General features: G+C 35.7%; 20 protein-coding genes. 10 read left to right on the top strand and 10 right to left on the bottom strand.

The features are described from left to right. Window positions 1-4: 4 nt before the first annotated feature. From FC748_RS19605 to FC748_RS19590, 4 genes are all read right to left on the bottom strand, one after another. The gene (locus tag FC748_RS19605; protein ID WP_024364437.1) at window positions 5-706 is read right to left on the bottom strand and encodes an amino acid ABC transporter permease; all 702 of its coding nucleotides are present in this window, start codon (window positions 704-706) and stop codon (window positions 5-7) included. Between the two features lie 12 nt (window positions 707-718). Next, window positions 719-1,426 carry an amino acid ABC transporter permease gene (locus tag FC748_RS19600; protein WP_025220872.1) on the bottom strand — a complete coding sequence of 236 codons (708 nt, stop codon included), beginning with the start codon at window positions 1,424-1,426 and terminating at the stop codon, window positions 719-721. A gap of 114 nt (window positions 1,427-1,540) precedes the next feature. Next, window positions 1,541-2,410, bottom strand: coding sequence for a transporter substrate-binding domain-containing protein (locus FC748_RS19595; RefSeq protein WP_024364439.1), 870 nt, complete (start codon window positions 2,408-2,410; stop codon window positions 1,541-1,543). Between the two features lie 35 nt (window positions 2,411-2,445). Next, window positions 2,446-3,612, bottom strand: coding sequence for an acyl-CoA dehydrogenase family protein (locus tag FC748_RS19590; protein ID WP_108031069.1), 1,167 nt, complete (start codon window positions 3,610-3,612; stop codon window positions 2,446-2,448). A 282-nt stretch (window positions 3,613-3,894) separates the two neighbouring features. Between FC748_RS19590 and FC748_RS19585 the strand changes: the two genes are divergently transcribed. Then, window positions 3,895-4,641, top strand: a complete 747-nt coding sequence (locus tag FC748_RS19585; protein WP_108031070.1) for a YybI family spore inner coat protein — start codon at window positions 3,895-3,897, stop codon at window positions 4,639-4,641. Between the two features lie 115 nt (window positions 4,642-4,756). Here FC748_RS19585 and FC748_RS19580 read toward each other — a convergent pair whose 3' ends face one another. Then, window positions 4,757-5,131, bottom strand: a complete 375-nt coding sequence (locus tag FC748_RS19580) for a VOC family protein (protein WP_024364442.1) — start codon at window positions 5,129-5,131, stop codon at window positions 4,757-4,759. A 246-nt stretch (window positions 5,132-5,377) separates the two neighbouring features. Between FC748_RS19580 and FC748_RS19575 the strand changes: the two genes are divergently transcribed. Beyond that, complete coding sequence (locus FC748_RS19575; protein ID WP_108031071.1) at window positions 5,378-7,327, top strand: methyl-accepting chemotaxis protein; 1,950 nt, start codon at window positions 5,378-5,380, stop codon at window positions 7,325-7,327. A gap of 309 nt (window positions 7,328-7,636) precedes the next feature. On the opposite strand, the gene FC748_RS19570 is transcribed toward FC748_RS19575, so the two are convergent. Beyond that, on the bottom strand, window positions 7,637-8,059 hold the full coding sequence (locus FC748_RS19570; RefSeq protein ID WP_025220876.1) for a VOC family protein: 423 nt from the start codon (window positions 8,057-8,059) through the stop codon (window positions 7,637-7,639). Window positions 8,060-8,350: 291 nt separating this feature from the next. Between FC748_RS19570 and guaC the strand changes: the two genes are divergently transcribed. Further along, a complete protein-coding gene (gene guaC / locus FC748_RS19565) occupies window positions 8,351-9,334 on the top strand; it encodes a GMP reductase (RefSeq protein WP_029747417.1) in 984 nt (327 codons plus the stop codon). Window positions 9,335-9,544: 210 nt separating this feature from the next. Here guaC and FC748_RS19560 read toward each other — a convergent pair whose 3' ends face one another. Continuing rightward, window positions 9,545-9,769: a hypothetical protein gene (locus FC748_RS19560; RefSeq protein WP_024364446.1), complete on the bottom strand. Its 225-nt coding sequence runs from the start codon at window positions 9,767-9,769 to the stop codon at window positions 9,545-9,547. A gap of 263 nt (window positions 9,770-10,032) precedes the next feature. Here FC748_RS19560 and psiE point away from each other — a divergent pair, with 263 nt between their 5' ends. Continuing rightward, complete coding sequence (gene psiE / locus FC748_RS19555) at window positions 10,033-10,482, top strand: phosphate-starvation-inducible protein PsiE (protein WP_024364447.1); 450 nt, start codon at window positions 10,033-10,035, stop codon at window positions 10,480-10,482. A 29-nt stretch (window positions 10,483-10,511) separates the two neighbouring features. Here the strand turns inward: psiE and FC748_RS19550 are convergent, their stop codons facing one another. Beyond that, window positions 10,512-11,765: a GNAT family N-acetyltransferase gene (locus FC748_RS19550; protein ID WP_108031072.1), complete on the bottom strand. Its 1,254-nt coding sequence runs from the start codon at window positions 11,763-11,765 to the stop codon at window positions 10,512-10,514. Window positions 11,766-12,088: 323 nt separating this feature from the next. Between FC748_RS19550 and FC748_RS19545 the strand changes: the two genes are divergently transcribed. Both FC748_RS19545 and FC748_RS19540 read left to right on the top strand, forming a co-directional pair. After that, on the top strand, window positions 12,089-13,099 hold the full coding sequence (locus FC748_RS19545) for a hypothetical protein (RefSeq protein ID WP_108031073.1): 1,011 nt from the start codon (window positions 12,089-12,091) through the stop codon (window positions 13,097-13,099). 280 nt (window positions 13,100-13,379) lie between these two features. Further along, window positions 13,380-14,522 carry a SpoIIE family protein phosphatase gene (locus tag FC748_RS19540; RefSeq protein ID WP_025220879.1) on the top strand — a complete coding sequence of 381 codons (1,143 nt, stop codon included), beginning with the start codon at window positions 13,380-13,382 and terminating at the stop codon, window positions 14,520-14,522. Between the two features lie 107 nt (window positions 14,523-14,629). Here FC748_RS19540 and FC748_RS19535 read toward each other — a convergent pair whose 3' ends face one another. Both FC748_RS19535 and FC748_RS19530 read right to left on the bottom strand, forming a co-directional pair. After that, the gene (locus tag FC748_RS19535) at window positions 14,630-15,484 is read right to left on the bottom strand and encodes a CheR family methyltransferase (protein ID WP_024364451.1); all 855 of its coding nucleotides are present in this window, start codon (window positions 15,482-15,484) and stop codon (window positions 14,630-14,632) included. A gap of 9 nt (window positions 15,485-15,493) precedes the next feature. Continuing rightward, window positions 15,494-18,241 (bottom strand): CHASE3 domain-containing protein, encoded by a 2,748-nt coding sequence (locus tag FC748_RS19530; RefSeq protein ID WP_108031074.1) that lies wholly within the window; start codon window positions 18,239-18,241, stop codon window positions 15,494-15,496. Between the two features lie 352 nt (window positions 18,242-18,593). Between FC748_RS19530 and FC748_RS19525 the strand changes: the two genes are divergently transcribed. From FC748_RS19525 to FC748_RS19510, 4 genes are all read left to right on the top strand, one after another. After that, window positions 18,594-19,784 carry a M14 family metallopeptidase gene (locus FC748_RS19525; RefSeq protein WP_108031075.1) on the top strand — a complete coding sequence of 397 codons (1,191 nt, stop codon included), beginning with the start codon at window positions 18,594-18,596 and terminating at the stop codon, window positions 19,782-19,784. A 176-nt stretch (window positions 19,785-19,960) separates the two neighbouring features. Continuing rightward, the gene (locus FC748_RS19520) at window positions 19,961-20,290 is read left to right on the top strand and encodes a PadR family transcriptional regulator (protein ID WP_024364300.1); all 330 of its coding nucleotides are present in this window, start codon (window positions 19,961-19,963) and stop codon (window positions 20,288-20,290) included. Then, window positions 20,287-20,694: a permease prefix domain 1-containing protein gene (locus FC748_RS19515; RefSeq protein WP_024364301.1), complete on the top strand. Its 408-nt coding sequence runs from the start codon at window positions 20,287-20,289 to the stop codon at window positions 20,692-20,694. The genes FC748_RS19520 and FC748_RS19515 overlap by 4 nt, the downstream gene beginning before the upstream one ends. Before the next feature lie 2 nt (window positions 20,695-20,696). Beyond that, window positions 20,697-21,356 carry a hypothetical protein gene (locus FC748_RS19510; RefSeq protein ID WP_108031076.1) on the top strand — a complete coding sequence of 220 codons (660 nt, stop codon included), beginning with the start codon at window positions 20,697-20,699 and terminating at the stop codon, window positions 21,354-21,356. Window positions 21,357-21,383: the final 27 nt, after the last annotated feature.

Raw genomic sequence — 21,383 nt, 5'->3', positions numbered from 1 at the left:
CCCCTTAGGCATTTGCCACTTTGTATTTGCTCAAATGTTGCTCGTATCGCTTAAACAAGTATTCAACCGTACTGCATAAAATTAAATACACGATGAATATATCAAGATATGCTTCCACATAATTGTAGCCCACATTTGCAGCAACTTTTGCCTTCAATGTAATTTCTGGTAAGGACATCGCATATCCCAATGACGTCGCTTTTATTAGGTTTACTGTTGCTGTACAAATATTCGGCATCGCCACTACTAATGCTTGTGGAATAATAATTCGGCGATAAGCTTGAAATGTCGTTAAACCCACTGCATGTGCCGCCTCTAGCTGACCCTTTTCAATGGTACCAAGTGCCGAACGGAATACCTCTATTAAAATAGCTGTTGTACTAAAAGCAAACACGATAAATGCATACCAAATTGGATTGATTTTATAAATGTCATAGGTAATATGATATTTTTCAAAAACCATTTTTAATATGAGTGGAATACTACTATAAATAATAAAAATCTGAATAATAATGGGCGTACCTCGAACAAAGGATACATAAATTTTTGCTAGATGATGTATAACCGGAATTTTATTAATGCGTGTCAGTGCTAATAAAAAGCCAAGTGGAAGAGCAACGAGTAATGCAACAACCGTTACAAGGAGTGCGATCGGTACACCCGATAATGCTACAAAAAAGGTTTCAACTAAAAATTGGTAGTTCATCATTACGCCCCCTTACGTTGTTTCTAACGTTCTTTTTCCCTTGCCAAAAAACTTTTCTAACATAGCAAAGAATTTTTCAATCACAATCGATAGTACCCAATAAACAATCGCAAGTGCGATATAGATTTCTAATGCATGGGCATTAATATTACTTGCAATAATTAAATTAGCCTTACCAACAATATCAATTAGCCCAATTGTGTATGCCAATGCTCCTTCTTGTAATAACGCAATCATGGCATTTCCGAAGTTTGGTAATGCGATTACAAGCGCTTGAGGGAAAATAATGCGACGATAAGCTTGGAACGGTGTTAACCCTACACTAACAGCAGCTTCAAACTGTCCCTTATTAATAGCCAAATAGGAAGACCTAATCACCTCAGACATAATTGCAGCAAACTGCAATGTAAATGTCACGACGACGAAGAAGGCTGTCTCTATCGCATGAAGATTTAAACCGATGTTTTCTGCTAATGCAGGTACCCCATAATAAACAAGGAATAATAGAACAATGGATGGCGTACAACGCATAATAGTTGTATATAAATTCGCCATTTTTTGTAATACCTTCATTGAACTTAACTTTGCAGCGGCTAATAATAAGCCGAAGAATATACCTAGTACAATGGAAGACCCTGCAACTAAAAAGGTTACTTTTAAAAACGGCAATAATAAGGGAATAGCGTTCCAAATGTACGATGCATCAAAATACTTCTCCATTTCCTCACCAACTTTATCAATGTCTTCACTAAAGGCAGCTAAATTTCAACGCCTTCGCTCTCCGTTTATTAAGAAAGACTGCTGAGTAACTTGACTCAGGCAGCCTTTTAAAAATTATCGATTTACGTTTTCTAACACTTCAAATAAATCACGGCCATAAAACTCTTTACTTAATTCACTTGTTTTCTTTTGTTCTTTAATTTGGGCAATCGCTTTATCATAAGCATCCGCAAATTCTTGTTCTTTTTTATTGAACAGTGGCCATGTTTTAATCACTGCAAATTCGTTATAAACAACCTCATCCTTCAAATTATGATAAGCGCCATCGTCCGCTAATACTTGCTGCTTAAATGGACCTTCAATCATGACACCACCATCAACGCGCCCTTCATTTACCCATTGCACAACATCGACAGTAAAGGCATCACCTGCTTGTAATTTTACTTTGTTGTTAGGATTTGCTTTGTTGTACTCATCGATAATTGTATACTGGGCATTGTTAGCAGCAATCGGCGCTAATGAATATCCTTTTGACGCAAAATCCGCTAATGTTTTAATCCCTTCATCTTCTTTGCGTAGCACTAAACCTGCACTACTTAATCCTAAAAATTCTTTAGGGAAGATGAATTTCTCTGTACGTTCCTGCGTGAAGAATGCATTTTTCACACCGACTTGGTACTTTCCTTGCTCTACACCGATTAATAAATCATCACTTGTAGTTCCAACATATTCGAACTTATATTCAGGTAATAGTTCATCTACTAGCTTCATTACTTCCACGTCGTAGCCTGTTGGATTACCTTTATCGTCAATATAGCTAATCGGCTTAGAAGCTTGATCGTATGCTACCTTCACAGTACGTACTTTAACCCCATCTTCTGTTTCATTTTTAGAAGCTTCGCCCGAACTGCATCCTGCTAAAATAGCAAGAGAGGCCAACCCGACTGCTGCAATTTGAAATAATTTTTTCTTTTGTTTAAACATATGTCATTTCTCCTTCATCTCAAGTGATTATATGATTACTGTTCAGATAATTTTTGTTGCTCAATGGCAGCTGTCGCTAATTTTAGTATCGTCATATCATCCATTGGTGGATTATGTAATCCTGCACGAACATTACGATAATAGCGTTGTAACGGGTTCGTAAGCTGTAAACTTTTTGCTCCAACAACGCGCATCGCCTTATCCACGACATCAATCGCAATATTCGTCACCGTATGCTTGGCAACCGCCATTTCATTCGTTAAAGTATGTCGTCTTGTTGGATCATCATAAGCCTCTGCCACGCCATAAAGGACAAAACGTGCCTGATGTAGCTTTAATTCAATGTCTCCTAATAACTGCTGTACATTTGGTAATGTGCTAATCGGGGCATTTAAACTGTTTGGTTGATGATGATTAGCGAAATGTAACGCATAGTCTCTCGCTGCCTGTGCAATCCCTAAGTAAGTTGCAGGGATGTGCAAAATCCAGCCATTAATCTTGCCACCACTTGGATGACTCGGCAATTCTACTAAATGATTAGTAGGAACCACTACGTTCTGTAATACTAAATCATGACTACTTGTGCCACGCATCGCTGACATTTGCCAATTTTCTTCAATTGATAGCCCTGCTACATCTTTATGAATGAGGAAAAAGCCAATTTGCCCTTTTTCTTCAATCCAAGCAGACGTTAAGAAATAATCGAGTACGGGCGATGCAGTCGTAAATATTTTACGGCCATTTAATAACCAGCCATCCGCTGTCGATACGGCATTTGTTCCTGGACGGCCACCTCGCGTTGGACTACCAGTTGCTAATTCACTGACAGCTCGATTGATAATGGCACCTTGTTGTACTTTCTGTGCGAATTTTTGGAGTAAATCCTCAGCCCATAGCTTTTTGTCATATATTTCGCCAACAACACCTAATGTCCATCCGAGTGAAAGAGAGGCGTTTTCATCGCAACTAGCTAATGTTTCTTGAACGAGAATCATATCGTAAACAGATAATCCTTCTCCTCCATATTGTTTCGGTAAAGTTAGTTTTGGATAGCCGATTTGTAATAGTAGCTTATATGCCTCAAATGGAAACCGGGACTGTTCGTCGACTTCTACAGCCTCCGATTTGATTGGCTCTGCAATTGAAGCCAACTGCTCTAGCCAGTAACGCTGACGCTCCGTTTTAATAAATAACTCTTTCACAAAAATCTCCTTCTTCCCAAATTATATAAAACATATATATTTACTAAGAATTAACGGTTTAAAAAAAATCTCTACCTACATTAAGTAGTGAGATAACTTGTGGTACTGAATTTTCTGATTCATTGACATTATGATACTTTCAACATGGTTAATTGTCAATGGGCTAATCACAAGTTTTTTAGTAAGTATTATAGGATTTATTCCCCTCTTTTATTTCACAACTTATTTTATGCACCAAGCTGTATTCAAAACATATGCTAACACTAAGAAAGAGGTGTATAAATGAACAATAATTTAAATCCATCTCCAAGTACTATCAGCATGACCCAAATGGCTCCTCAAATTATTCAAACAAAATTTGGAGATATTAACGGTGATGGTTTTTTTGAAACTGTATTTTTAATGGGTACTAAAACACCCGATAGCCCGCTCTGGAAAAACATTACACTTGTCATCTTTTACGGGCAGACACGGCAATTCGAACAAATTGGGCTGAAAGAAAACGTTGGCTATAGTCCTACCATTTTTCTCGGAGATTTTACTGGAGATCATATAGAAGATATTATGGTGATTTCTGATACTGGTGGTAGTGGAGGAATTATTAACGGTGAAATTTTTTCATCTATAAACGGCAAAGTACGTTCAATATTTGATACCGAGTCATTTAATAGTAAACTAACTTACTCAGTCAACTACTTAAATAACTATAAAGCATCCGTGCGGAGTTTTAATCCTAAAAAGCAATATATTCTTGATTTACAATATAAAGGACCCGAGTACTTAGCGGAAATTTATAATCAAGATGGCACATTAAAGCAACCGATTGAAGGTTGGGTTGACCCTATCAGTGGATTATACCCTGTTGATTTTGATCGTGATGGCACATATGAAATATTAGCTTATCAAGAAATTGCGGGAAGATATCATGCGGATGGATTAGGATATGTTGAAAACATTTTAAAATGGAATGGTCGGGAGTTTGCCGTTGATCGACAATCTGTAGCCATTTATGGTGAGGATTTAACATAAACGCTCATTAAGACAGGTAGCCCTCTGGAAATAGAACTATTTTGGTGTTTATAAAAAAAAATCCGTAGACAGCCCTACGGATTTTTAGTAATGAGGGGTTTAAAGCCCCCTTTTTTTATTTTTCCACTAAAGCGAAGTAATTGTTTTCAGGATCTGCAAAGTTAAAAACTCTACCGATTGGCATCATGACTAAATCCCCTACTTTAATTCCTTTCGTTTGGAAATCTTGATACATGTCAGTTATGTTATCAGCGTAAAACATAATAGAAGGTGTCCCTAAATTTAATTCCGGTTGCATTTTCGCAATTACTTCTTTATTGTGCAGTACGAATGACGTTTGGGCATCCTTTGTAGGAGCAATTTCAATCCAACGCATCCCTGCTTCCTTATTATCAGCTACTACTACAAATCCTATTTTTTCAGTCCAAAACGCGACAGCTGCATCTTGATCATTTACATATAACATTACTTGTCCAATTTGTTGAATCATTACAAATTCCCTCCTCTTCTGAGCAATAGTATACATCAAATAGAACATTTCTATGTCTATCAACAAAGAATGTTTTTCAAGTTTTGAGATATTTTTTCGATACGATCAATTATCTAAAAATAAAAACCGATAAGGGCTTAACTTTTATTGTATATTTGTTAAAATTAGCTAGTCGTCTATTATTTACCTTCTTGGGGAAAAGTATAGAACAATAACAATAAAACATTTTTAGTGAGGATTATACAATTGACAAAACTAAGTTTACGGAAAAAGCTCATTTTTTCATTCTTAGCAATGCTTCTCATCCCAACTTTATTAATCGGTATCATTTCTTATCAAAGTGCAGAGAAGCAAATTTCTAAGGAACAACAAGCAAGTACAAACGAAAGTATTCGTATGCTTAATACGAATATTACTAGTACAATTAAGCCAAAGATTGAGGACATTCAATATTTTACTAAGAAACTTAATCAATCTTACTTACAAGAAAGTAAAGTGCCGGAGCTTAAGTCACTATTTAAAGAATACGTAAATATGCATACAGAGATTGAACTTGTCTATTTTGGGACAAGTGAGGGCAAAATTCTCGATGAGCCCGCTCAGCAATATCAAAGTGACTTTGACCCACGAAAAAGACCCTGGTATACACAAGCAGTAAACAACAAAGGGCAGGTAACGATTACAGAACCCTATATTTCACAAGCTTCTGGTGACATGGTTATTACAATTACACAAGCATTGCCAGATAATTCTGGAGTCATCGGATTAGATCTCAATATATCTACATTAAGTGCCCTTACGAATGATATTCGTATTGGAAAAACAGGCTTTGCCTCACTATTAGATAACAACAAACTATATATTTCTCAACGTGATAAAGAAAGTGGTTCCAAGGCTACTGAAAGTTATATCGCTAAAATTTATGAACAGGATAGTGGCACAATTTTAGAAGCTGATCGACAGCTACAATTTATCACAAATGAACTAACGGGTTGGAAACTTGTTGGTACAATGTTCACTGCTGAAGCGACAAAGGCGGCCGCTACAACGTTTAATATGAACTTAATCATTATTGCGGTGTCCATTGTTGTGGGTGTAATGTTTATGCTGATTATGATTCGTTCTGTCGTAAATCCAATTAATCGACTAAAACATAGTGCTTTAAAAATTAGTGAAGGCGATTTAACGGAATTTATCGAAATTCACTCTAAGGATGAAATTGGCTTACTTAGTGAAGCATTTATTTCAATGAAAGTGAACTTGAAAAACCTGATTCGCAATGTTGACCGTAGCGTCCAACATGTACAAGAATCCGCACAAGGATTATCTGCCCACGCAGAGCAAAATATTGCTTCTTCTGAGCAGGTTTCACAAGCGATGCAACAAGTAGCGATTAGTGCAGAAAGACAGACAACAGGTATCGACCAAAATGCTATCTCTATCGAAGAAATTGCACAAGGAATCGTTGAAGTAGCAGATAGCGCAATGCAAGTGACAGACCTTTCTAACCATGCGATTGTGCAAGCCGAGGAAGGTGGTCAATCCGTTGAACGCACTGTAAATCAAATGGTATCAATTAATGAATCCGTAACACAATCAGACAGAATGATTAAGTCGCTTTATGATCGGACAAAAGAAATTGGTTCAATATTAGAAATCATTAGTGCGATTTCCGACCAAACAAATTTACTAGCATTAAATGCTGCGATTGAGGCTGCTAGAGCAGGCGAGCACGGTAAAGGATTTGCTGTCGTAGCTGATGAAGTAAGAAAATTAGCCGAGCAATCACATCAATCTGCTGAGCAAATTTCTTCCCTTATTACAGGGATTCAACAAGATACGGCTAAATCGGTGGAAACGATGATCAAAGCTTCTTCTGATGTACATGAAGGTTTACAGCTATCAGAAGATACAAGTAAAAAATTCGCGAGCATTACTGAAAGTTTACGTAATATTGCACCGAAAATGGAAGGTATCTCTGCATCTGCTCAAGAAATATCAGCTGTAGTGGAAGAAGTTACTGCAACGGCAATCGAGCTAACTGATCATGCAAAAATGAATGCAGCAGCCTCTGAAGAAGTTGCCGCTTCAACTGAACAAACATTGTCCTCTATGCAGGAGATGACATCCGCAGCTAAAGCTTTACTCGATATGGCGGACGAGTTACAAAGCTTTGTAGGTCGTTTTAAATATTAAGAGGCTGGGACATAACTAAAAAATTTAAGGAACAGAGAAAAGATGTTCATAAATTTTTGCTATTTATGTAAAACTTAGCTCTTCTTGCTTTTGCAATAAAGAGAAGTGTTCAAGCGGAGACGGTGACTCCCGCAGGAACAGCACACCATGTAAGACGCGGGCATTCCGCGCGTTAGCAAGGGTTGCGGCTTACGGTGCTGAGCGGAAAGCATCGTCGTAGCGGACAACAACGACATAGCAAAAAAGTGTTAGATTGATTAGGTTCAATCTAACACTTTTTCTCTTTTGTCCCAGCCTATTTCAATTTTCCTATTTAGCTTTTTCCTCATGGCTAAACTGCCACTCGATACCAAACTTATCTGTAAGTGAACCGTAACATTTACTCCAAAATGTTTCTTGAAGTTCCATCGTCACTTTGCCACCCTCTTTCAGTTTTTCAAACGCTTGTCGTAACTGCGCTTCATCATCTGTTACAACAGCTAATGTGACATTGTTACCAATGGTAAACGGTGAACCTGGGAATGTATCCGAAAACATTACCGTACTGCCTAAAATGGATAAGCGTGTATGCATAACGAGATTTTTCGCTTCCTCTGGTAATGGATAGCTTGGATCACTTGGTGAATCTCCAAATGTCATAATTTCAGCCTTGTCCGTATTAAAAACTTGCTCATAAAATGTTACAGCCTCTCGACAATTGCCATTGAAAATTAAATACACCTCTACTGCCATGCTCACCACTCCTCTGTCATTTATGAAACAACTCTATTGTACTTAGATAGCGAACGATAAGCTAGTCTTACCATTAGGAAATCCTCCATAGTTTTACTTCTAACATTCATATTATACTGTCAAAAAAGGATATGCTTTTCTATGTTTTAGTACCTTTCTTGTCTCCAACTGTCTATTTTTTATTTATTTTGATAAAATCTTTGACTTTTCATTGAAAATCATGTAAATTACCAAATGGCGAACAATTTAAAATAAACATCGAAAAATATTCGTATTTTAGGAGTGTATATAATGGATAATGTATTTGATTATGAAGATATTCAACTAATTCCCGCAAAATGTATTGTAAACAGTCGATCAGAATGTGATACATCTGTTACATTAGGCGGACACAAATTTAAATTACCTGTAGTCCCTGCAAATATGCAGACTATTATTGATGAAAGTATTGCCGCTAAGCTTGCTGAAAACGGTTACTTTTATATTATGCACCGTTTCAACCCTGAAACGCGTATTAGCTTTATTAAAGATATGCAAAGCCGTGGCTTAATTGCTTCCATTAGTGTCGGTGTAAAAGATGAGGAATATACATTTGTAGAAGAATTAGCAAGTGCTGGCTTAGTTCCGGAATTTATTACAATTGATATTGCACATGGTCATTCAAACGCTGTCATTCGTATGATTCAACATATTAAACAACATTTACCAAATAGCTTTGTTATTGCTGGTAATGTTGGTACACCTGAAGCAGTACGTGAGCTTGAAAACGCTGGTGCAGATGCTACAAAAGTTGGTATTGGGCCAGGTAAAGTATGTATTACAAAAATTAAAACAGGTTTTGGCACAGGTGGTTGGCAATTAGCAGCACTACGTTGGTGTGCAAAAGCTGCAACGAAACCAATTATTGCGGATGGTGGTATCCGCACAAATGGTGATATTGCGAAATCTGTACGTTTCGGTGCTTCAATGGTCATGATCGGTTCTTTATTTGCAGGCCACGAGGAATCGCCAGGTGAAACGATTGAAATCGATGGCAAATTAGTAAAAGAATACTTCGGCTCTGCATCAGAATTCCAAAAAGGTGAGAAGAAAAATGTCGAAGGTAAAAAAATGTTTGTAGAACATAAAGGTAGCCTAAAAGATACGTTAATTGAAATGCAACAAGACCTTCAATCATCTATTTCTTATGCTGGTGGCACGAAGCTAGAGGCTATTCGCAACGTAGATTACGTTATTGTAAAAAATTCAATTTTTAATGGCGATAAAGTTTACTAAGCACTATTAGCTTAACGTAAAGTACCCTATAGGATAGACAACAATCTATCTTATAGGGTACTTTTCACTTTTCATACGATTATGGCGAAAGTTGATAACTCTACACAATGCACTTGAAATATCCCATAGACAAAGAAACAAGCCCCCAAAGGAGCTTGCCTGTTTGAAGTACATCTTTATGCTTTGCTAATCGCCTTTAAAGATTAGATATTACAGCTTGTTGATTACAGCATGTAAAGTTTCTTGTAATTCTGCATCATGATCAGAAAGGTCTACAAGGTTACCTAAACGCTCACGTAATACAGGACGTTCAATGACTAATTTCTCGTCAAGAACTTGAACTAATAACTCAATAATAAGACGGTCACGAACATTTAACGCCTCTTCTAAACGCTCTGGTGTAATTTTTGCATCAGATTTTGCTGATTTTGCCATTTAAAAAAACCCCTTTTATTTTATATTCATGCAACTCTATTTTATCATACAGCCTAAATTTTTTAAAAACTTTCTTTTACAATACTATACAGTTATTTACAGTATTACGCATCTTCTGTTTACGTTATCATGTTATATTCATTAAAAGTAAGAAAATACACCAAATAACTCAAATTTTTGTGAAATTGCTATTCTCTTTTCGACGTTTTATTCATATTCTATAAGATAAATATTATGTTTAAATAAGAAGATGGAGGAATTACATGAATCACAAGCATAATACGTATCAACAACTTGTAAAAGCTGTCCCAAAATCTTTACAATTATTTCTCAACGTCTGCCTTGTATTATTAGCACTTATACTGTCCTTCCTGCTTATGAAAGAGCTCATTGAGTTTCTAAACATCTTATTAAAAGGCGGTACTAGTGACTACAAACTTTTCCTAGCAAATATTCTTATTTTCTTTTTGTATTTTGAATTTATTACAATGATTATTAAGTACTTTAAAGAGGATTACCATTTCCCGCTACGATACTTTATCTATATAGGGATTACAGCGATGATTCGCTTAATCATTGTCGAACACGATCATGCCATTAACACATTAATCTATGCCCTTATTATTTTAATATTAATTATTAGCTATTTTATTATTAATATTACACCTTTAGAAAGACCCGTCCGTTCATCCATCCTAATGAAAAAGGATTAACACGAAAAAATTTTAACGTCTTTCTTCTATTAGAATGCTGTTACACACGTTGGTTTATTCAAAACAAAGAAGAACTTGTGCAATTCCTGTAAAAACTGTTCATCACTAACCTTTAGCATGCCGAGCATAAATAATTCTTGAACCGTCACCACGCCCATCACTAGCGAAGAAAGCTCCGCAATATCAATTATCATTTCTACATCATAGTGTGCGTTTTCTAACATCTCCAGAGCGCCATCTACCGCTCTTATTATAAGAGGCTTATTATTTTCTTCTAACAACGAATCATAAACAGTAAGCTTAAACGTTATATTGCTATTATTAAAATGATGTCGCTTGAGTTCCTGAAAGAAACCTCTTACATTGATTATCCGATACATTAAACCAATCCCTACAATAGCATTGGCATGGTATACACTCGGAATTAAATGATTGGATTCATTACGGACATCCCCTAAAAAGAAATGAATATTGTCATCCTGTGTATGCCATTCAATTCGATTTACTTGATCTGCCTGACTATTTAAAAACGTACTAAGCTCCAGTAAAGCCTCGGGTGTTTCATATAAAAATTCTTTTATAACCATATTATTCAGCAAAAAATTCGACTCACTTTGCTTTTTAAACGAAAATACGATATAGCCTTCTATATGGTCACCTTTGTCGACTGCAATAATATAGTTTTGCGAACTTTGAAAAATGCTATCCAACTCATTTTTTGTTTTTAAAAACATACCATGCTTTTTCAGTGCTATTCTGTTATAACATTCTTCCAACAATTGCTGATCCTGTTGATGTAAATATTTAAGATGCTGTTTGGTGGACCCTTTCGGAAAGCTTGATGGTTGGACTGAATATTGGTACATTTTCGGTCCATAGCCAAAGCCCATTTTTTTATAAAAATCCGGTCTAAATGGATATAAGGCAACGATGTGCACATCCTTCTCTAAAAAAATTTGAAAGAAATGATCGATTAGTTCTTTAGCAACTCGCTCTTTTTTATGCAGTAAGTCTACTGCAACTTGACCAACACCACCAATTGGAATGATATTCGAAAATAAGTTCATTTTAAAATCATGGATACGCATACCACCCAATAAATTGTGGTTTTCCCATAGTCCATAATAATTTATAGTGGGTTCATTGCTCATGTTATGCTTAAAAATGGATACTAATCGCTCCTTTGTTTGTGGAGAAGTTTGCACGACTCCCGGATAAGCACCAATAACAATATCTACATATTTTAAAACTTCTTCTTCTTGAATTTTCTTTACAATTCGCATATACACCCTCCTATTATTATAAAAATATTTGGCTTAATGCCATTTGCTTTCACATTAATTCCCGCCCCTATTAATAACATATATTACCACATACTATTCATTACTGTATGATAACTGTAGAGAAGCTAAAAAATGTGTGTCGATAAAAATGTGCCTTCGAAGGAACGGGGCTGTTAGCTTCCCCCAATATCAACATGTTCGCTGGGAAATGCAAAACAGAGAGCGTAGTAGTTGCCTCAAATATGATGTGTTGAAACGCTATTTCTTTTGCTTCTAACAACGTTGTTAGAGCTATATACATTACTATAAGGAGGATGACAAAGTTGGATTTGATTGATGCCTATATTTATGAAGTGATTCGAAGGATTCCTAAAAATAAAAGGGACGCGATTGGAGTTGAATTAAAATCTACAATTGAAGATATGTTACCCGAGGATTTTTCAGAATTAGAGGTAAAAGAAGCTCTTTTAAAACTTGGAGACCCAGCAAAACTTGCTGCGAGCTATCAACAGCAACCGAAATATTTAATTGGTCCTGAACTGTACAGCACTTACATGCAGACAATCAAAGTAGTGCTTCCTTGGGCAATCCTTATTACAATAATTGTACTTCTTGTAAAAAGTATTTTTTCCTTCCCAGCGGATGGATTGCTGTTGTCTGCTATTATTCAAGCCATATCTATAACGATTGCCACTATGATCGAAGTAGTCTTACAAGTACTGTTTTGGATTACCATTGCCTTTATCATAACGGAACGCTATGGTAACACGAAAAATCTACTATTCTTTATGAAAAGCAACAAAGAATGGACACCGGAAGATTTAAAGAAAACAAAAATTATCGACAAAGACAATTATATACCGCTTACTGATATTATCTTTAGCATATTAGGAATAGCCATTTTTACATTTGTTTATTTGAATGCCGCTCATCTGATTGGAATTTACTCTTCGGATGAAAGAAGTGGCTTAAAATTTGTTATGCCTATTTTCAACCAAGATACCCTCTTGTCTTATAGACCGATTATTTTATTTTGCATCGTTTTAAGTATGGCTTTAACCATATATAAATGGAAGGTTAGACAATGGACCATGCCGATTGCCATTATAAGTGCCGTTCTTCAATGTATGAGTACAATTGTGTTGATTGTCATGGCAAATCAGCCTGATATTATTCATAGTGCGGCAATACCCTATATGGCGGCTATTATGGAAACCACTTCTACAAAGATTTTGTTTACGCTAGATCGCATACTACTTGTCGTAATTACTCTGACGATTCTAGCAAGTGCATTTGATATTTATAGTGGCTTTAAAAAGGCTAAAAAGCGCTAAAATTCTTTATGAAAAATAGTTTAAATCACCAAACAGAAAGGGTAATAAATTAATATTGATTTTTTTTCATATTTTTTCACTACTCGTTGTGACTTTCACCTATAGTTAACAGAGGTTTAGCAATAAAAAACAAACTTATTTCCTAGTAAAATATACCTTAAATTCATTAAAATACCGTTATTCTCTAATATTTTGTATAATAATGATGTTAAGAGTATTTTTAATACAATTTATAATCTGCACTTCATCAATGGTTCAAGCAGAATAAGGGGAAAAAACTATGACAATTCTTCTTGTAGATGACAATTCAGTCAATCTATTCGTAATCGAAAAAATTTTAAAAAATGCAGGTTATGATAACTGTGTATCTCTTTCATCAGCTTATGAGCTTTTCGACTATCTTCAGTTAGATGCAAAAAATCCCGCAGGTACTTCTGTCGAGCTGATTTTATTAGACATTATGATGCCTGAAATAGATGGTATTGAAGCTTGCAAACGGATAAAACAAAATGAAAAATTCAAAGATATTCAAATTATTTTCGTTACAGCATTAGAAGATAAAAACAAGCTTGCGGAAGCACTCGATATTGGAGGGGTCGATTATATTACAAAGCCCATCAATAAGACGGAACTTCTTGCAAGAATTCGTGTTGCTCTAAGATTAAAGGCTGAATTAGATTGGCATATGAAACAAGAAATGAAAATCAAGTATGAATTAGATTTAGCCACACGTGTACAACGCAGTTTACTAAGTGCACCTTTAACTGAAGATCATATTCAAATCGAGGTATCCTACCTCCCCTCTTCAAATTTAGCAGGGGATATGTACTATTGGTATAAAATTAACGATCACCGTTACGCGGTTATTTTACTCGATATGATGGGTCACGGTATACCAGCAGCGCTCGTTTGTATGTTTATCTCTTCTGTACTAAGGGAAGCTGTCAAACAGTTGGTGGAACCCGAGCTCGTTATTAAGGAACTAAATCGTTATATGACGCTTCTGCAAAATGCAAAGGAAGAAAATATTCATTACTTTACAGCTATTTACATAGTGATTGATACGGAACAAAAAACAATTGAATACGTTAACGCGGGCCATCCTGCTGGATACGCACTTGTTGATGAAACTACACTAGTTCCTTTAAACCAAGGAAGCTGTGCTGTTGGCTTTTTTGAAGAAATAAAGGTACAAAAACAAACAATACAATATCAAAAGGATGTTCAAATTGTTTTATATACGGATGGGGTTTTAGAGGCGATGGGACCATGCGAAATAGAATCTGAAAAACTTTTACAAAAACTAACCTCAAAAAAATGGAATTATACACAATGTCTGATTGATAATTTACTACCTAAAGAAAAGCAAAAAAACCAACCGGACGATATGTGTGTATTAATGATTCAAGCACAAGCAATGTAAATTTATGAGTCAATAATTTCAAAAATCCGCATACATTTCTGCTGCTGACAAGCGTAAACGCAATGTCTGCAACAGAATGTATAGCGGATTTTTTCTATGACTACCTTCTATTTTTTTTGATAAATTTTTTCAATGGCAACAGTTTCTTTATATTTTGAAATGATCCCGTCACAACGTAGCGTTTCTTTATCACCTAAACATAAAAAGCCATCTCGGCTTAGACTATCGTAAAATAAATGATGTACTTGGCTTTGTAGAGCAGGAGAAAAATAAATTAAAACATTGCGGCAGACAATCACATGAAATTCATTAAAGGATTGATCTGTTACTAAATTATGCTGTGCAAAAATAATATTTTTTAAAAGTTCCGGATGGAAATAGGCGTATTGATAGTCAGTTTTATAGTATTCCGAAAAAGCATGATTCCCCCCCGCAAGCATATAATTCGTTGTATATGCTTGCATTTTTTTTATTGAGAAGGCGCCCTTTTTTGCCTTTTCTAACACATGCTCATTCATATCCGTAGCGTAAATCACAGACCTATCTATTAGTCCTTCTTCCTGTAATAATATAGCCATTGAGTACACCTCTTCGCCTGTAGCACATCCTGCATGCCATATACGAATTTCTGGGTACTGTCTTAAATAGGGCACAACTTCTTTACGGAACGCTTTAAAAAAGCTAGGATTACGAAACATTTCTGTGACATTGATAGAAAAATCATTCAAAAGCTGCTCCAAAAAACTTTCTTCATGTATCGCTTTTTCTTGTACCCGGGAAATAGTCGGTATATTACTCACCCTCATCCGATTATAAATCCGACGAGAAATAGATGAGCGATTATATTGTCGAAAATCAAAACCGGATAAACGATAGATAGCTTCGAGTAGTAACTCAATTTCCATATCCGCATGCTTATTCATTTGTTGCTTTAGCTCAAAATTTTGGAATTGATTATCCATGCTTATTTTTTAACTCCCTTTAGAAACTAGCCATACGCGTAAGACCGATACTAATTGATCTAGATTTAACGGCTTACTAATATAATCAGATGCACCTGCTTCTAGAGATTTATCACGATCTGTACTCATTGCTTTTGCTGTTAAAGCGATAATTGGCAAATCAGTAAGCTTCATTTTCGTACGAATAATAGACATTGTTTCATATCCATCCATATTCGGCATCATAATATCCATCAGAATAAGATCTATTTTATTATTCGTCTCCATAATCTCTAAACATTCTAATCCATCTTTCGCAACGAGAATATTCATGCCTCTTTTTTCAAGCGCTGCTTTCAATGCATAGATATTGCGATTATCATCATCTACGATTAAAATATTTTTCCCTTGGAAAACTTCTACTTCTTGTGGAGAAACCTGATAGCTTTCCTCTACTTGCTCTTCCACTTCTTCAACAATGTCATCTGCTTCTAGTGTAGCGACCACTTCAACATAAGCGGAATCTAAGGCTGTCGTATTTAAGCCGTTAGGTAAACTTGGAATAGTGAGCGTAAAGCTACTGCCTTTCCCTTCTTCACTTTGTAATGCAACCCAACCTCCAAGTAATTTTGCAAATTCCTTACAAATGGATAAACCAAGACCTGTTCCACCATATTTACGTACAGTAGCCCCATCTGCTTGTTGGAAGGATTCAAAGATTAGCTGATGCTTGTCCTTTGGAATACCTATTCCCGTATCAGATACCGTAATTTCAAGCCATTCTGTGCTTACTTCTTGCATATTAGATGTTAGTTGTTGATGATCAAGCTGCTTAATATTTAAATGTACATAACCCTGTTCCGTAAATTTCAATGCATTTGATAATAAATTTTTTAAAATTTGTTGGAATCTCTTTTCGTCTGTATAGAAAATATCGACTACGTTTGGTGCTTTCGAAATATGCAATTCTAAATTCTTTTTCTTAGCTACTGGCGCAAAGATTTGCTCTATTTGCATTGGCAATTCACTCATATTTACTTCATCAAAAATAATTTCAATTTTACCAGCCTCAACCTTTGATATATCTAAAATATCATTGATTAATGCAAGTAGATCCTCACCAGAAGAATGAATGACTCTTGCAAATTCCATCTCTTCTTCCGTTAAATTATCGTTGCCATTCTCTGATAACATTTCAGACAAAATTAAAATGCTATTTAATGGTGTCCGTAATTCGTGGGACATGTTGGCTAAAAACTGAGATTTGTAATTAGAATTTAATACAAGTTGCTCCGCACTATCTTCTAAATCTTTTTTGGCGCTCTCTAATTCTTTCGTTTTCATTTCAGCTTCTTTTGTTCTTTCCTCAAGCTGTTCATTAATCATCGTGAGCTCTTCTGTTTGCATTTGTAACTCTTCCGATTGCGTTTGTAGCTCTTCAGATTGTACTTGTAATTCCTCTGTCATGGCTCTTGATTCATTTAAGAGTCGTACAATTTCCATACGTCCTAAAATGCTATTGACCGTTAATCCAAATGTTTCGATTACTTGGTTCACCAATTCCTGCTGTAACGCTGTATAACTCTTCATCGTCGCAAGTTCTACGACTGCTATAACCTCATCTTCGAATATAATGGGGAAAATAAAAATGCTCTTTGGCGGTGCTTCACCTAAGCCTGTTCCAATTAAACGATAATCTTGCGAAACATCGTGATTAATGAAAACCCGTTTTTCAAGCGCACATTGACCAATTAAACCTTGTCCAATTTTAAATTGGTCAATACCAACCTTGTCTCCCACGTCAGCAAAGGACGCTTTCTTCACAAAGCAGACTTCGTTATTGTGCATTTCTCGCACATAAAATGCACCGAAGGATGATTGTGTTTTTTGCGCCATTTCTGAAAGAAAAGTTTCAGCCAATTTCGTGATAGCAGAAATACCTTGATATTTTGTAACGATTTCAGCGATATTAGCTTGCAGCCATTCTCTTCGCTCAAGTGTATCTAACAGCTCATTTGTCGCATCTGCCAGCGCATTAATTTCATCATTCGTTTTAACGTGAATCCTTGTTCGATGATTACCTTTTGAAGCGGCAATTTCTTTAATTGTTTGTGTGACCTCTGTTATTGTTTTGACGATTGAACGTGAAATCCCACTAGCTATAACAATCGCAATAAAAGATACAAGCACTAAGATACCAAATAATGCCGTAGTTAAATTACTATTTGTTTTGTCTAATTGTTTTGCTTTAGTTTGCGTAAATGCGTTCTCATCTGCACGGAAAGCGTCAAATTGCTTTCGCATCGTGTCCATATCTTTGCGTCCAACATCTACTTTAAAAAATTCTTGCAATGCTACCGTATTCTTTTCTTTTTTTAAATGTATTGTCGGTTCACCAGATGTCGCAATCCAATGTTCTATCGTAGCCTTAATAGTTTCTAACTTCTTTTGCTGATTGCCCCTATTTTCTAATAACTGATAGAGTTCATCATAGTCAATCTTCCAATTTTCTTCGGCATTTTCGTATGGCTCTAAATAGCTCGAATCACCCGTAATAATATAGCCTCGTTGGCTCGTTTCCATATCTAAAATATATTTTTCAATACGATTTGTAAGTGTTTGTACTTGAGAATCATATTTAATAATAAAATTCCTTTCCTTTTGTAGGGAAGTAATTTGATTGTTTAATATAATCACTGACGCAAGTAAACAAAGAATAATAACTACATAACCGAGGGTAATCTTAGTCCGAATACCCATTTTCATTTTTTTATCCATTGTATTCCCTACCTTTACCTGTCCTACTAACATATTAACAGTATAATGATGGAATTAAAAATTACAGATGCACTTCACCTTTTATCCATTTTACTAAAATTGCATATTTATAAATTTAGGCATTTCTTTCTCCCTACTTATTTCCCGCTTCAAAGCCATTTAATCTTATCCTTTCAAAAATACCCCCAAAAAATAATGAAAATTTGTCTATTTATACATATCTATTTATATTCATTCTTTTGTCGACAAATTAAAGAAAGTCTTTTGTATTGTTTCGTGATTTTGTTAATAAGCATCTTATAATTTCATATACATCTTATATTGAATGATTTTGAAATAAGGGGAGAAAAATGTGGATATATTGATTAGGCCTGGTGATTCACTGTGGTATTTCAGCGATTTGTTTAAAATACCCCTTCAACTACTCTTGGACTCCAATCGAAACATCAACCCTCAACACCTTCAAGTAGGACAACGTATTCAAATACCTGGTTATGTAACAACTAGTTATACCATTATCCAAGGCGACTCTTTGTGGCAAATCGCCCAAAACAAAAATCTTCCGCTCAATGCCATTTTACTTGTCAATCCAGAAATCCAACCCAGTCGACTACACATTGGGCAGACAATACAAGTTCCTCAAAGACTAACTTGGCGGCTCGTAAACGGCCAGCAAAATTATGATTACAGCATGATGATGAATGATATAAAAAAACTACAAACCGCCTATCCATTTCTTCAAAGCACATCCATTGGCAACTCCGTTTTAGCACAACCAATTCCTGAGATTTTAATTGGAAACGGCTCAAAACGCATACATTATAACGGTTCCTTTCATGCAAATGAATGGATTACTACACCGACCATCATGACTTTTCTAAACGACTATTTACTCGCACTAACAAATCAAACGACCATAAGAGGGCTCTCGATGGGACCACTTTATAACCAAACAACGCTATCACTAGTTCCGATGGTTAACCCCGATGGCGTCAATTTAGTTATCAACGGTCCTCCAGCTAACGAAGCATTAAAAAATAAACTAATTGCTTGGAATCATAACAGTCAAAACTTTTCTGGATGGAAGGCGAACATTAATGGTGTTGATTTAAACGACCAATTTCCTGCAAAGTGGGAGCTTGAAAATGCTCGCAATCCACAAACACCAGGACCACGTGATTATGGAGGGGAAGCTCCGTTGACCCAGCCAGAAGCTATTGCTATGGCTGATTTAACAAGGAACAGCCATTTTGCTTGGGTTTTAGCATTTCATACGCAGGGCAGAGTCATTTATTGGGGATTTGAAAATCTTGAACCACCTGAATCACAAACAATGGTAGAAGAATTTAGCAGAGTAAGTGGTTATGAGCCCATTCAATCTGCAAATAGCTATGCTGGTTATAAAGATTGGTTTATTCAAGATTGGCGCAGACCAGGCTTCACAGTAGAGCTAGGTAGCGGTACAAACCCGCTGCCAATTAGCCAGTTCGATACTATATACCAAGAAGCGTTAGGTATTTTTTTAGCTGGATTGTATTTATAACAACCAATTTTACTTTTTAAACTTAACGAAGCCGACCATTCAGGATACTTGTCCTACTTGGTCGGCTTTTATTTTTTAACTTTTTCTATAAAGTACCAATTATTACTTTGACAGATAGAGTAATCTTTGCTAATATTACTCCATCAGATAGAGCAATAATTTTAAGTAGGTGACGTATGGTTCGAAGTGACATTATCCGTGGACACTTGGATTCAATTATTTTGCGGCTAATTTTAGAGAAGGATCGCTATGGTTACGAAATTTCCCAAGAAATAAGCAACCGGACAAAAAATCGTTTTCAAATTAAAGAAGCAACTCTATACGCCGTATTTCAACGTTTAGAAAAAAAAGAAGTAATTGAAGCCTATTATGGCGATGTATCGCACGGAGGCAAAAGAAAATATTATCGCATTACCTCATTAGGCAAGGCTTATTTAAGCGAGCTTGTAAAAGAATGGGCAGAAGTGAAGGAAATTATCGACTTATTTATGGAGGGCTTAGAATGAAAAAAATTAAACATCATATTGATGAGCTATTTAAAGACATGCCACGCAATACTGAAACAGAAATGGTGAAACAGGAAATCATCGAAAACCTTGAAGAAAAAGTATTTTATTTAATGGAGCAAGGGAAGGAAGAAGAGGATGCCATCAATAAAGCAATCGTTGAATTTGGCGATATTGAAGATTTAAAAAAGGAATTGGGTGTAAAAGAGCCTGAAAAGAAAAGTATGGCTAAGTTAAATTTAGAATTTTCGCTATGGGGAAGTGGATTAATAGCAGCGTTCTTTATTTTTATCAATCTTTATTACACACCCAATACAATTTGGGCGATTTATCCAATTTTCGCAATACTATGGTGGCCCCTTTCGATGTACTTCGTCTGGTCACGTAAGAAATGGAGTGAGTAAATATGAAACATTTTATTAGTTTTTCGGTTGTTGGCAGTTTGATGACTATGCTATTTTTAGGAATTGTCAATTATACAACAACTCCTCAAACAATATGGTTTATTTACCCTTGTATATTGCTGTTGCTATGGCCAATCACTTTATATTTCATGTCCAAAAAACTATATAAACAATACGCCGTCATTTGTAGCGCCATGGTTATTGCTTTTCTCATTATTGAAAATCTATTGTATTCACCGCAGCATTTATGGTTTATCTATGCTATTTATCCGATAGTATGGTGGCCCATTCTTATGTATTTAGAGGAAAAAGCGAAATCATTGAATATTGCACTGATTGGCTGTGCAAGCACCATCTTCTATTATTCATTCATCAATTTCATCATGTCCCCACAATATCCTTGGGCGATTTACCCGGCATTTTTAGTGATATGGTGGCCATTAGCTCTATATCATGCCCAAAAAAGAACGTTCGTTGCCTTCTCGGTTTATGCTAGCTTACACATCAGTATTCTTTTTATTATCGTCAACATTGTTTCTTCACCAAGCGTAATTTGGGCGATCTACCCAATATTCTTAGTACTTTGGTGGCCATTAAGTATGTATTTTTATGTTTATAAAAGAAGACTTTATCAAAGTTCTACCATGACCAAAGATTTTTAAACGACTACAATACAGCTAAAGGAATCA

This window comes from Lysinibacillus sphaericus, from assembly GCF_005217585.1.
GTDB classification, from domain to species: Bacteria; Bacillota; Bacilli; order Bacillales_A; family Planococcaceae; genus Lysinibacillus; species Lysinibacillus sphaericus.
The sequence above is the reverse complement of the archived record's forward strand: the minus strand, read 5'-3'. Positions and strand labels throughout refer to the sequence as shown.

Bases quoted from the DNA above. Each gene is read 5' to 3' on its own strand.
- FC748_RS19570 (WP_025220876.1), bottom strand. From the start codon at position 8,059: ATGGCAGTAGAGGTGTATTTAATTTTCAATGGCAATTGTCGAGAGGCT.
- FC748_RS19535 (WP_024364451.1), bottom strand. From the start codon at position 15,484: ATGGATAATCAATTCCAAAATTTTGAGCTAAAGCAACAAATGAATAAG.
- FC748_RS19595 (WP_024364439.1), bottom strand. From the start codon at position 2,410: ATGTTTAAACAAAAGAAAAAATTATTTCAAATTGCAGCAGTCGGGTTG.
- FC748_RS19530 (WP_108031074.1), bottom strand. From the start codon at position 18,241: ATGGATAAAAAAATGAAAATGGGTATTCGGACTAAGATTACCCTCGGT.
- guaC (WP_029747417.1), top strand. From the start codon at position 8,351: ATGGATAATGTATTTGATTATGAAGATATTCAACTAATTCCCGCAAAA.
- FC748_RS19515 (WP_024364301.1), top strand. From the start codon at position 20,287: ATGAAAAAAATTAAACATCATATTGATGAGCTATTTAAAGACATGCCA.
- FC748_RS19510 (WP_108031076.1), top strand. From the start codon at position 20,697: ATGAAACATTTTATTAGTTTTTCGGTTGTTGGCAGTTTGATGACTATG.
- FC748_RS19550 (WP_108031072.1), bottom strand. From the start codon at position 11,765: ATGCGAATTGTAAAGAAAATTCAAGAAGAAGAAGTTTTAAAATATGTA.
- FC748_RS19560 (WP_024364446.1), bottom strand. From the start codon at position 9,769: ATGGCAAAATCAGCAAAATCTGATGCAAAAATTACACCAGAGCGTTTA.
- FC748_RS19585 (WP_108031070.1), top strand. From the start codon at position 3,895: ATGAACAATAATTTAAATCCATCTCCAAGTACTATCAGCATGACCCAA.
- FC748_RS19520 (WP_024364300.1), top strand. From the start codon at position 19,961: ATGGTTCGAAGTGACATTATCCGTGGACACTTGGATTCAATTATTTTG.
- FC748_RS19600 (WP_025220872.1), bottom strand. From the start codon at position 1,426: ATGGAGAAGTATTTTGATGCATCGTACATTTGGAACGCTATTCCCTTA.
- FC748_RS19605 (WP_024364437.1), bottom strand. From the start codon at position 706: ATGAACTACCAATTTTTAGTTGAAACCTTTTTTGTAGCATTATCGGGT.
- FC748_RS19540 (WP_025220879.1), top strand. From the start codon at position 13,380: ATGACAATTCTTCTTGTAGATGACAATTCAGTCAATCTATTCGTAATC.
- psiE (WP_024364447.1), top strand. From the start codon at position 10,033: ATGAATCACAAGCATAATACGTATCAACAACTTGTAAAAGCTGTCCCA.
- FC748_RS19580 (WP_024364442.1), bottom strand. From the start codon at position 5,131: ATGATTCAACAAATTGGACAAGTAATGTTATATGTAAATGATCAAGAT.